This window comes from Nitrospirillum amazonense, assembly GCF_007828035.1.
GTDB lineage: Bacteria > Pseudomonadota > Alphaproteobacteria > Azospirillales > Azospirillaceae > Nitrospirillum > Nitrospirillum amazonense.
The window spans coordinates 103,868-115,227 of the sequence record NZ_VITV01000015.1 but is presented as its reverse complement, the minus strand read 5'-3'; the positions used below and the strand labels follow the sequence as shown (position 1 = coordinate 115,227).

Here is an 11,360-nt window from a genome sequence, read left to right as displayed (position 1 = left end):
CATCGACATCTTGACGTTGGCCGTCTCCACACCCGTGCCGTCCGCCTTCACGCGAACCTTCACGTTGTAGTCAACGACCCGCTTGACCGCGACCAGTATCTTCATGTCTCAAGCCATCCTTTGGCACTTCTTGGAGGGCGCCCGCCCGGTGTGACGCTCCACCCTCGATCTGGCGGGTTCTGGTTATTTTCCCCGTCCGGCGGATCGAGCCATACGGACGTGGTCGGCAAAAATAGGATTGTCCCACAAAGCTGTCAACGCTGCCCTGTTGCACTGCAATATGGCCTAAACCCAAGGGTTTAACGTCCCTCGCGGTTGGCGCCGGGCACCCATAGGACGTCGCCGGCGCCCCTGTCATTGACATGGCGCGACAGCACGAACAGAAAATCTGAAAGCCTGTTCAGGTACTTGAAGGCAGCCGGGTTCACCGGCTCCCGCTCCGCCAGGCTGGCCACCAGCCGCTCCGCCCGGCGGGTGACGGTACGGGCCTGATGCAAAAAGGCGGCGGCGGGGGTACCGCCCGGCAGGATGAAGGAAGACAGCGGCGCCAGGTCGGCGTTCAGCGCGTCAATCTCCCGCTCCAACCGGTCGACCTGGGCACCGACGATGCGCAGGGGGGGGTATTTGGGGTTTTCCTGTTCCGGGGTGCACAGGTCGGCGCCCAGGTCGAACAGGTCGTTTTGAATACGGGACAAATAAGCGTCCGCCGGGGTTCCGGCGGTGTGCAGGCGCGCCAGGCCGATGGCGGCGTTGGCTTCGTCCACCGTGCCGTAGGCCTCGACCCGCAGGTCATGCTTGACCACGCGGCGGCCATCCCCCAGCGAGGTCTGGCCCGTGTCGCCGCCCCGTGTGTAGATGCGGGTCAGTGTGACCATGCCGCCCCGCGCGCCGTCATGCGTGGTGACTCAGGGCCAGCGCCGTCAGGATGAACAGCACCACCGCCAGGATCTGCAGGCGGATGCGCCACCACATCAGGCGGTTACCCGTGGTGCCGGCCTTGTCGCCGCCCCGGGCCATGGTGAACAGGCCCAGGATCAGGACGCCCAGCACGGCCAGCATGGTGGCGCCCAGGCAGAAGAAGAGGAATGTGCCCATGGCCGCGATTATAGCGTGCGCTGGCGCGCTTGCCCATCGGCTTGGGGGGGCGTCCCTCCTCAGGGGATCACGCGCTTTCCCGCAAGCGGGTGGCGAAGGTTTGCGCCCCCTCGCGCAGGCGCTGGGCCTGAAGCCCCAGATCGCCGGACGACTGGCTCAGGCGGCCGGCCGCCGCCCCCGTCTGGCGGGCGGCGTCGGCCACGTGGCTGATGTTGGCCGAGACGCTGGCGGTGCCCGTGGCCGCCTGGGCGATGCTTCGGGCGATTTCCCGGGTGGCAGTGCTTTGTTCCTCCACCGCGCTGGCGATGGAGGTCGCGATCTCATCCATGCCGGCGATGACGCTGCCGATCTGGCTGATCGCCGAGACCGCCTCTTCCGACACGTGGCGGATGGCGCTCACCTGGGCGGAAATCTCCTCCGTTGCCTTGGCGGTCTGGGTGGCCAGCGCCTTGACCTCGCCCGCCACGACGGCGAAGCCCTTGCCGGCCTCACCCGCCCGGGCCGCCTCGATGGTGGCGTTCAGCGCCAGCAGGTTGGTTTGGCTGGCGATGGTGTTGATCAGGCTCAGCACGTCGCCGATGCGGGCGGCGGCGGCCACCAGGCCGCGCACCGCGCCGTCGGTGCGCCGGGTCGTTTCCATGGCTTGCGCCGAAATCTTGTTGGATTGCACGACGCGGGCGCTGATCTCGGTGATGGAGGCCGACAGTTCCTCAGTGGCGCTGGCCACCGACTGGACGTTGCTGGCGGCACTGCCGGCGGCCGTGTCGGCCTGTGTGCTTTCCGCCAGCGACTGGTCGGCGGCTTGCGTCAGCAGGCTGGCGTCCTGGCGCAGTCCGCCCACGGCGCCGCTGATGCCGTCGATGACGCCGGCCATGGTGTCGGTGAAATTCTGGGCCAGGCCTTCCAGCACCCGCTGCCGGTCGCGGCGCCCTTCCTCGATGTAGACGGAGATGGCCAGATCCATGTCCAGCATGACGGCGCGCAGCAGGGCCTGTTGCAGGCGGGCCACGTCCAGGCGCGGCCGCAGCCAGGCGAAGGGCCCCCGCCGGTCCATGCGCGTCACCATGGTCAGCAGTTCGCCGGTGATGAAGGCATAGCCGCCGATGTACCAGCGCGGCTCCAGTCCCAGGCGGTTGTGGGCGCGGCCGACGCGGATGACGCTGTCCAGGTAGGTGGCGTCGAAGGTGCCGGTGACGATGGCTGCCCAGTGGCGCATCTGCATGTCCTTCACGTGCGACAGGTGCTTGTCGCCGCCGAAGAGTTTGAAGATCTCCGGCTGGGTCCGCAGCTTGGCGTAGAACCGATCCAGAATGGCGGGCAACTCGCGTTCGACATGTGGGCGCAGGCTGCGCAAGGCGTCCCGGGTCAAAGCGTCGATTTCCAGGAAGGCCAGGCGTTCCTGGAACTGGCGCTGCATGGAGTCGTCACCGGCGGTCATGATTTTCTCCTGGTCGTCTATGCGGCGCTGGCGAACAGCGTGCGGCCAGGTCAAAATCATGCCGGGTTGATGAATCATCCGTAAAGACAACTGGGCACCCAGCGCGACCCTAACCTTTTGGTAATAGTAATTGATGTAGATCAACCGGAGCCTGTGTGCCGCGACGGGCGACATTGCATCCGCGCCGTGACCGGGCTAAACCGGGGCATGGCCTTCATCCGACACATTCAGGCGTGCAACACCCACGACGCGGCCGCCTTCCTGCCTTTCGCGGTCAATGGCCGGCCGGTGGGGTACGTGCGTCCCGCCTTCGCCGACCGGGTGGCCAGCCTCAGCGACGCGTTCCGCCTGACGGGCGGGGCGGCGCCCCTGCTGGATCTGCTGCCCCCCGATCCCGCGCGTCGCAGCCAGGCGGTGGCCGAGGTGGTGGCGGTGCTGGCGGCGGAGGGGATGGTGCCCCCCTTGCGGGGAGAGGATTTCCCGGTGCTGGCGCAGTGGGGCCAGCCGGAACTGCTGAAAATCGACCGGGCCGCCGTTCCCGGTTTCGGCGTGCGCGGCTTCGGCCTGCACGTGAACGGCTATGTGCCCGGCCCGGATGGGCGCATCGAGATGTGGGTGGGACGCCGCGCCCGTGACCGTGGCGTGGCCCCGGGCAAGCTGGACAACATGGTGGCGGGCGGCCAGCCGGCCGGCCTCAGCCTGGCGGAAAACCTGGCGAAGGAGGCGCATGAGGAGGCGGGGCTGGATCCCGGCCTGGCCCGTGCCGCCGTGCCGGTGGGCGCCATCACCTATGTCTTCGACACGGTGGCCGGCCTGCGCCGCGACACCCTGTTCTGCTATGACCTGGCGCTCAGCCGCGATGTCATCCCGCGCAACACGGACGGCGAGGTCGAGGCCTTCGAGCTCTGGCCCTTGGCCCGCGTGGCCGACAGCGTGCGCACCACCGACGACTGGAAGTTCAACGTCAACCTGGTGGTGATCGACTTCCTGATCCGCCACGGCCAGCTCAACCCGGATCACGAGCCGAATTACATGGATCTTGTGACTGGCCTCAGGGCCACCGACTGACGCCCGACGCTCTTTTTGTTCCTAGGACGCGACGGCGTCCGCCGGAGCGAGCACCGCAGGGCGCAGCGAGGATCAGCCAAGGGGCGGATGCCCCGCCGGCGCCTGAGGCGCCTAAAAAAGCGCGTCGATCGCGTCCTGGTCCAGCGTGGCCTGTTCCGTGGCGCCGTGGACGATGGCGCTGCCCCGGTCCACCAGCTTCTGCAGGCGCTGCCAGTAATCCGACGCCATGAAGCCTAGCACCTCGGGGGAGCCCAGTTCCGCCTCCAGCACCACCACCGCCTCGGCGATGGTCGCCTCCAGCTCCGCGATGACGCGATCGAAGGGCTGGCGATACTCGGGCGGCACATGGTCGTAGGCGTCGATGGCCAGGGAGGCGAAGCCCAGGCCGCTGCCCTCGAAATGCTGCTTGTAGGTCTTGGGCTGCCAGGCCCGAATCTCGTCCAGCATGTCCGGCATGTCGCCCAGCATGGACAACAGCATGATCACTTCGTTGAAGTGATTGAAGTAGTCCGTCGACAGCAGGGTGTTGCCGTCTATCGTCGTGTCTTTGACGAGGGTGCGGTAGTGGGCGAGGGTATCGGCATCAGGCATGGCGCGTTCTTACCACGGGGCCTTCCGTCTGGGTGGCGAAAAATTCGCTAAAAAGCGAAGCGTGTGCGCATGGCTAGATGAGCGCGACCCATTCTTGATCAAGTCGGTTCCCGATCAAGGCGTTTCCATGCCCAGGCGATGACACACCTCGGCCGGTGTGGCGCCGCTGTCACGCAAGGCCGCCAGGCTGGCGGCACCGTCGCGCTTGGCCAGCCGTTCGCCCCGCTCGTTCATCAGCAGGCGGTGGTGGTGCCAGGTGGGCACGTCCAGGTCCAGCAGGGCCTGCAACAGGCGATGCACGTGCGTCGCCTCCATCAGGTCCCGCCCCCGGGTCACCAGGGTGACGCCTTGCAGATGGTCGTCCACCGTCACCGCCAAGTGATAGCTGGTGGCGACGTCGCGGCGGGCCAGCACCACGTCGCCCAGGATGCCCGGCTGGGCCACCTGGGGGCCGGCATCAAGGTCGGTCCAGCCCAGCGGCCCGGTCTGGTGCGCGGCGGCCGCGACATTCAGGCGCAGGGCGTGCGGCGTGCCGGCGGCCAGCAGGTCGGCCCGCCGGCCCGGGTCCATGTGGCGGCAGGTGCCGGGATAGAGCGGCCCCTCCGGCCCATGGGGCGCCGCCCCGGCCCGCGCGATCTCGTCCTGGATGTCCTTGCGTGAGCAAAAGCAGGGGTACAGCACGCCCAGGCCCGCCAGCCGGTCCAGGGCGGCGCGGTAGTCCGTCATATGCTCCGACTGGCGGCGCACCGGCTCCGGCCAACTCAGGCCCAGCCAGCGGAGGTCACGGGTAAACGCCTCCTCGAACTCGGGCCGGCAGCGGTTGGGGTCGATGTCCTCGAAGCGCAGCAGGAAGGTCCCGCCCGCCTTCCTCGCGGCGTGCCAGCCGAACAGGGCGGAATAGCCATGGCCCAGATGGGGCAGGCCGGTGGGGCTGGGGGCAAAGCGGGTGACGGGCTGGTCCATGTCCCCTGATACCATCGGCGGACGCTCGCTGCCCACCCCGCCCCGTCAATTCAGTCATATGCGACCGAGTCCCGCGGGTGACGTATGCTGGCGGGCCTATAAAAAGGGTTAGGTGAGCCCATTGGCCCCACATCTTGTGGGTAGCGGTATGACGTTATCGTGAAATAGCGGGGTCCCCACGAAGGCGAGGATTGCCGAGAGGGACGGGAAAGGCTAATAAGACGGTGATTTCTGGCCGTGGGTTCGGCCCGCGGCCGTCCTCGGGAACGGTGCGGGGGTGGTATTGTCTCCACCACTAGACAGTTGTCCGGCCTTGGTGCTGAACGCCGATTTTCGGCCGCTCAGTTATTTCCCCTTGTCCCTTTGGTCCTGGCAGGACACCGTCAAGGCGGTCTTCCTGGACAGGGTCAACATCATTTCCGTCTACGACCGCGTCGTCCGGTCGCCCACCGCGGAAATCCGAATACCCAGCGTCATCAGCCTGAAGGAATACATACCGGCGACGCGAAGGCCGGCCTTCACCCGCTTCAACGTTTTCCTGCGCGATCACTTCTGTTGTCAGTATTGCGGTGAGCCTTTCCCCACCCAGGAACTGACCTTCGACCACGTCATCCCACGCTCCCGCGGCGGACGCACCACCTGGGACAACGTCGTCACCTCCTGCTCCGCCTGCAACCTGGCCAAGGGCAACCGGTTGCCCCACGTGTGCGGCATGATCCCCTTGAGCCCCCCCTTCCAGCCCACGGTCTTTCAGCTGCAGGAAAACGGCCGGGCCTTCCCGCCCAACTTCCTGCACGAGAGCTGGCGCGACTTCCTCTACTGGGACACCGAGCTGGATCCGTTCTGACGGTTTCAGCGGTGGGGGGCGGTGCAGGCCAGGATCCAGTCCTGGAACGCCCTCACGCCCGGCGTCAGCGGCTTGGAAAACAAGCGGGTCAGCCAATAGCACCCGCTGTCCACCGACACCTGGAACGGCTGCACCAGCCGGCCTTCCGCCAATTCCCGCCGGAACATGGCGGGTGGCGCCAGGGCGACGCCTTCCCCCACCATGGCCGCCTGGATCATGAGGGTGGAGGCGTCGAACAGGGGCCCCCGCGCCGGGATGCCGGGCACGCCGGCGGCTTTCAGCCAAGCCGGCCAATCCTGGGACCGGTAGGACCGCAGCAGCGGGTGCCCGGCCAGGTCGGCCGGCGTTTTCAGGACGGCGGCCAGGGACGGCGCGCACAGCGGCGTCATGGGCGCGTCCATCAGGCGGTGCGCTTCCACGCCATGCCAGGCGCCGTCGCCGAAGCGGATGGCCAGGTCCAGGCTTTCCGTCCACAGGTCGACCTTGTTGTTGTTGGTCATGATACGCAGGTCGACGCGCGGATGGTGGGCCCGGAACGCGGCCAGGCGTTCGAACAGGAAGCCCACCGCGAAGGTGCCGACCACGCCCAAATTGACGATCTCCGCCGGGCCCGTCGCGCTGACGGCGTCCAGCGTCCGCTCCATCATGGCGAACGCCTCCAGGATCGTGGGCGCCAGGGCCTGCCCCTCATCGGTCAGGATCAGGCCCCGGGTGCTGCGGCGGAACAGGCTGACGCCCAGTTGCTCCTCCAGCCCGCGCACCTGATGGCTGACCGCCGATTGCGTGACGTGCAGCTCCGCCGCCGCGCGGGTCAGGCTCAGGTGCCGTGCCGCGGCCTCGAAGGCCCGCAGCGCGTTCAAGGAAATGGCGCTGAGCGGCATGGTCCCGTCCTTAGAAAAATTCAGGATCGCGCCAAGGTATCGTCGTTTGCGCCGGCAATCAAATGCTGGAATTTTAAGGCATTACCGACTGACGGGGGCGCGACGATCTGAGAAAAGCGTTGGGAATGTCCCGCTTTTCCCAAGGGCCGTTCCCCTCGTTTCCACTACGCGCCCGTGCCTTGCGACCTCCCGGCCCCTGCTGTCGGGAGTATGCGCCCATGTGCCCGCGCCAAGACCGTATGAAGGGGGAATAGGGTGAAGGTCAGAGGCTTTCGCAACACGGTCATCGCCGGCCTTGCCCTCACCGCGCCATCGGCGCTGGCGCAGACGGAAATCACCGTCACGGCCACCCCGCCGGAAGCCATGCATCTGGACGATCGCACGGTCTACGACCTAGCGAACAACCTCCAGGCCAAGGGGGGCGGCAGTGTCGCCGACGTCCTGACCGCCCTGCCCGCGGTCAGTGTCGACCCGGCGGGCAAGGTCCGCGTGCATGGCGCCGCCGTCACGGTCATGATCGATGGCAAGCCGTCGGCGGCCTTGCGCGGCATGCCCTTGGCGACGGCCCTGCAATCCATGCCGGCCAACACCATCGCCAAGATCGAGGTCATCACCGACCCGGGGCCGGAGTTCCGGGGGGATGCTGGCATCATCATCAACCTGGTCACGCGCAAGCCGCGCGGCCCCGCGGCCAAGGCGGACCTGGGGGCGGGGATCGGTTCGCAGGGGCGGCGCAGCGGCTCCGCCGCTGGCTCCTTCGGGGTGGGGGCCTGGACGTTCAGCGGCTCTGCCGACGTGCGGGACGACATCCGCTACGACCTGCTGGACATCGACCGGACGGCCAAGAACGCGGACGGATCAGCCGCCGGCCGCCTGGTGGAGCATCGCTCCACCTTCGTGCCCTACACCAACACCACCGGCACCCTAGGGGTCTCTTATGCCGCTTCGGCCCACGACACCGTCAGCCTCGGCGGGGAGGGGGCCCTGCGCCACCGGCCGCGCCAATACCGGGATGATCTGGACGTCTATGGTTCCGATGGCGGGCCGACCAGCCGCAGCGTGACTCAGGATCGCGCTCCGCAGCACTTCGACCACGCCTCCCTGACCGGCGATTACGTCCACAAGGGGGTGGTCGGCGGCGACACGCTGACCGTGAAGGCCAGCCACGAGGATCATGAGACGCTGCGCGACCAGACCGACGACCAGCTCTTCCAGGTTCCGGCCTTCGTGGAGGACATCTATCGCCAGCGGCACACCGAACGTGAGCTGATCGATACGGTCAGCGGCGACTACGTCCTGCCGCTACCCCGGGAGGGGCAGCTCAAGCTGGGCTTCGAGATCGAGTCGGGCCGGGTGCAGTCGGCCTACCAGGCGGGGGCCGTGGGCGGTTCGGGTGATGGCGGGTTCGGCGCCTCCCCCGCCGCGCGCTTCGGTCTCAACCGCACCCTCAGCGCCGGTTACGCCAGTTACCAGCGCCTGTTGGGCCCCTGGCTGGTCAAGGGCGGGCTGCGGGTGGAGTCGATGGCGACCCGGTTCCTGGCGGCGGCGGATGGCATGCCGGACTCGAACGACCTGCGCTGGTTGCCCAGTCTATCCCTGGGCCGGGACCTCAGCCCCGAAAGCCGCCTGACGTTCAGCTACACCCGGCGTATCGACCGGCCGACGACCGAACAGCTGAACCCGCTTCAGACCATCGTGGGCGCGACCACCATTCTGGGCAACACCGGCTTGCGGCCCAGCCGGACGGACTCGGTGGCGGCTGGCTACACCTACACGGCGGCGCAGGTGACGGCCAGCGGCACCCTGTATGCGCGCCGTCTGAGCGACGATATCGTGGACTATCGCTATGCTGCGGCACCGGGCGACACGGCCCTGGTCTCCACGGTGGAAAACGCGGGCAGCGGCACGTCGGCCGGCCTGGATCTGGCGGTGGATTTCCATCTGGGGCCGGACTGGGCGGTCGGCCTCAGTTCCGACCTGTCCCACGTCCGGGAATCCATCCCAGTTAGCGGTGGCAACTATAACGGCGCCCTGTTCACGCACCTGACCAAGGTCAACCTGACCTGGACGCCGGCGGAGGGCGACCGCCTGCAACTCCAGGCGCAACTGCATGGCCGGTCGCTGGAGGCGGGCGGCACGCGGTCCGGCTATCAGTCGGTGACCCTGTCCTATGGCCATGACGTGACGTCCCGGCTGAAATTGATTGTCACCGCCAACGACGTGTTCAACAGCGTGCGGCGCGTGACATGGATCGACACGCCGCAGTATCGGGAACGGTCCGAATTGGCCGTGCCGGGGCAGATCGTCTATTTCAGGCTGACGTACAGGCTGGGTGGCGACGAGAACAAGGCGGAGGGCGCCGCGCCATGATCAGACCCGTTCCGCCACCCAGATGACGGCGCGGGTGCCCGCCTTGATCAGGGTGTACAGCACGGGATAGCCGGTGGTCAGCTCGGCATCGTGGGCGATGCCGATGTCGCGGTGCTCCAGCTCCTCGGCCCGGAATTTCTCGATGGTGGCCTTCAGCTCCGCCTCGCCCGGGCCCAGGCGTTCTGCCTGCTCGGCATAGTGGGCGTCGATGGCCTCCTCCACCGCCACGGTGCAGGCCATGGCCGCTCGTTCGCCCATCAGGGCGGTGGCGGCACCCAGAGCGTAGCCGGCCACCTTCCACAGCGGCTGCAGGGCGGTGGGGCGCACCCGGCGCTTGACCATCATCTGGTTGAAGGTGTCGAGGTGGACGCGCTCCTGCTCCTCCATATGGCGGATGGTGGCGCCCACCGGACTCTTGCCCAGCACCGACAGCTGGCCGGCATAGATGCGGGCGGCGCCGTACTCGCCCGCCTGGTCCACGCGGATGATGCGGGCGATTTGCGCCTCGGTGCCCAAATCGCCCGGCAAGGGGCGCCGGGCCAGGCGTTCAGCCTGCTTAGAGGTGTCAGCGGGGGCGGTGTCGGTCATGACCATATCCTCAGGCCCGCTTGGCGCCGGCGCGGGCGGCAGCCCAGGCCACCAGGCCCAGGATCAGCGAGGCCGGGAAGTTGAAGGCGGCCATGGAGATACCGTGGAAGGTCCACTGCGCCTCATCACAGCGCACCAGCGGGGCGGACAGCAGGCGCTCGCGCAACTGATCCAGCGTCAGGTTCTTGGGCATGCTGCTGCTGCAGGTGGTGAAGCCTTCCCACCAATGCTGCTCCACGCCCGCATGGAAGCCGGCGATGGCGGCACCCGCCAGGAAGGCAAGCCCGCCCAGGACCAGCGAGGCGGTACGGAACCGCGGGTTCGCCAAGCCGGGCAGCAGCGCCACGATGGCGGCGACATAGGCCCAGCGCTGCCAGATGCAGAACTCGCACGGGTGCAGGCCGCCCACATACTGCGACAGCAGCGCCGTGCCCAGCGCTCCGACCGATGCCAGGACTAGCGCCGCCTGCGGCAGGCGGGGGTGGGCCAGCGGGGACGGGGCGGCGGTCGGGCTGGGCGCGTAAGCGGTCATGGGGTGGTTTCCGGATGGGGCGGTGGGGCTCTAGAGATGCAGGTACTTCACCAGAATGAAGCCGCTGATGATCAGGACCAGGGCCGCGGTAGTGACCAGCGTCAGGCGCTTTTCCACGAATGTGCGGATCGGTTCACCGAATTTCCAGAGGAGTGCGGCGACAAGGAAGAAGCGCAGGGCGCGGGAGATGAGCGAGGCGCCGGCGAAGGTGGCCAGGTCGAACTGGAAGGCGCCGCTGGCGATGGTCACCAGCTTATAGGGGATGGGCGTCATCCCCTTCAGGATGATGATCCAGGCGCCCTTCTCGTCGAATCCCTGCTTGAACTCCATGTACTTACCCATCAGGCCGTAGGCCTCGATGACGCGATGGCCGATGGTGTCCCAGAAATAATAGCCGATGGCGTAGCCCAGGAAGCCGCCCAGGACCGAGGCGACGGTGCAGACCGTGGCCAGGAAGAAGGCGCGGCGCCGGTCGGCCAGGATCAGCGGGATCAGCAGCAGATCCGGGGGAATGGGAAAGACCGAGCTTTCGATGAAGGAAATACCCGCCAGGGCCCAGACGGCATGGCGGTGGCCGGCGAGGGCGAGGGTGCGGTCATAAAGGCTACGCAGCAACGGGCATCTCCGACAGCGGGGCCGCCCTTTGGGATAAGGGGCGAGCCGGGCGCTACCCGTCTATCAGGTGCGTCCCGCGCCTGCAACCGCCGCCCCCGCCCCGCCGCGTGTCAACCCCGTGGCGCAACCCCATGACCCGCCCCTGACCCGGCGGTGCTATGCGGCGCTTGACCCCCGGCTTTCTATCGCTATGATCCGCCGCACGCTTGAAAGCGCCCGGTGCCTCCGTGGCGAAATGGTAGACGCGGCAGACTCAAAATCTGTTGGCCGCAAGGTCGTGTTGGTTCGAGTCCGACCGGGGGCACCACTTCCATCCTTTGAAATCGCTGACTGCCAAAGATGGCCCTTCCCGGGCCATTTTTTATGTCCGGG

Annotated in this window: 12 protein-coding genes, 1 tRNA gene and 1 pseudogene; 4 read left to right on the top strand and 10 right to left on the bottom strand. The window is 67.5% G+C overall.

The features are described from left to right. The 4 genes and pseudogenes from FBZ87_RS29975 to FBZ87_RS26690 all read right to left on the bottom strand — a co-directional run. A pseudogene (locus FBZ87_RS29975) lies at positions 1-105 on the bottom strand (electron transfer flavoprotein subunit beta/FixA family protein); the annotation flags it as partial. Positions 106-299: 194 nt separating this feature from the next. Then, a complete protein-coding gene (locus tag FBZ87_RS26700) occupies positions 300-875 on the bottom strand; it encodes a cob(I)yrinic acid a,c-diamide adenosyltransferase (protein ID WP_145613617.1) in 576 nt (191 codons plus the stop codon). Between the two features lie 16 nt (positions 876-891). After that, positions 892-1,095, bottom strand: coding sequence for a twin transmembrane helix small protein (locus tag FBZ87_RS26695; protein WP_050898461.1), 204 nt, complete (start codon positions 1,093-1,095; stop codon positions 892-894). Positions 1,096-1,162: 67 nt separating this feature from the next. Next, positions 1,163-2,533, bottom strand: coding sequence for a globin-coupled sensor protein (locus tag FBZ87_RS26690; protein WP_186455004.1), 1,371 nt, complete (start codon positions 2,531-2,533; stop codon positions 1,163-1,165). Positions 2,534-2,740: 207 nt separating this feature from the next. Here FBZ87_RS26690 and FBZ87_RS26685 point away from each other — a divergent pair, with 207 nt between their 5' ends. Next, positions 2,741-3,601: a DUF4743 domain-containing protein gene (locus FBZ87_RS26685; RefSeq protein ID WP_145613615.1), complete on the top strand. Its 861-nt coding sequence runs from the start codon at positions 2,741-2,743 to the stop codon at positions 3,599-3,601. A gap of 111 nt (positions 3,602-3,712) precedes the next feature. Here FBZ87_RS26685 and FBZ87_RS26680 read toward each other — a convergent pair whose 3' ends face one another. Both FBZ87_RS26680 and gluQRS read right to left on the bottom strand, forming a co-directional pair. Further along, a complete protein-coding gene (locus tag FBZ87_RS26680; RefSeq protein ID WP_145613614.1) occupies positions 3,713-4,192 on the bottom strand; it encodes a hypothetical protein in 480 nt (159 codons plus the stop codon). A 114-nt stretch (positions 4,193-4,306) separates the two neighbouring features. Then, on the bottom strand, positions 4,307-5,155 hold the full coding sequence (gene gluQRS / locus FBZ87_RS26675; protein WP_145613613.1) for a tRNA glutamyl-Q(34) synthetase GluQRS: 849 nt from the start codon (positions 5,153-5,155) through the stop codon (positions 4,307-4,309). Positions 5,156-5,432: 277 nt separating this feature from the next. On the opposite strand from gluQRS, the gene FBZ87_RS26670 reads away from it, so the two are divergent. After that, positions 5,433-6,002 (top strand): HNH endonuclease, encoded by a 570-nt coding sequence (locus tag FBZ87_RS26670; RefSeq protein WP_411861176.1) that lies wholly within the window; start codon positions 5,433-5,435, stop codon positions 6,000-6,002. Between the two features lie 5 nt (positions 6,003-6,007). Here the strand turns inward: FBZ87_RS26670 and FBZ87_RS26665 are convergent, their stop codons facing one another. After that, a complete protein-coding gene (locus FBZ87_RS26665) occupies positions 6,008-6,883 on the bottom strand; it encodes a LysR family transcriptional regulator (RefSeq protein WP_145613612.1) in 876 nt (291 codons plus the stop codon). Between the two features lie 255 nt (positions 6,884-7,138). Between FBZ87_RS26665 and FBZ87_RS26660 the strand changes: the two genes are divergently transcribed. After that, on the top strand, positions 7,139-9,253 hold the full coding sequence (locus FBZ87_RS26660; protein ID WP_145613611.1) for a TonB-dependent receptor: 2,115 nt from the start codon (positions 7,139-7,141) through the stop codon (positions 9,251-9,253). Here FBZ87_RS26660 and FBZ87_RS26655 read toward each other — a convergent pair whose 3' ends face one another. The 3 genes from FBZ87_RS26655 to FBZ87_RS26645 are packed head-to-tail and all read right to left on the bottom strand — an operon-like array spanning position 9,254 to position 10,988. After that, positions 9,254-9,841, bottom strand: coding sequence for a demethoxyubiquinone hydroxylase family protein (locus FBZ87_RS26655; protein WP_145613610.1), 588 nt, complete (start codon positions 9,839-9,841; stop codon positions 9,254-9,256). A gap of 10 nt (positions 9,842-9,851) precedes the next feature. Continuing rightward, entirely contained in the window at positions 9,852-10,373 is a 522-nt protein-coding gene (locus FBZ87_RS26650; RefSeq protein WP_145613609.1) for a disulfide bond formation protein B, read from the bottom strand. Positions 10,374-10,403: 30 nt separating this feature from the next. Continuing rightward, complete coding sequence (locus FBZ87_RS26645; RefSeq protein ID WP_145613608.1) at positions 10,404-10,988, bottom strand: YqaA family protein; 585 nt, start codon at positions 10,986-10,988, stop codon at positions 10,404-10,406. A gap of 221 nt (positions 10,989-11,209) precedes the next feature. Between FBZ87_RS26645 and FBZ87_RS26640 the strand changes: the two genes are divergently transcribed. After that, positions 11,210-11,295 (top strand) — tRNA-Leu (locus FBZ87_RS26640). The last annotated feature ends 65 nt before the right edge of the window (positions 11,296-11,360 follow it).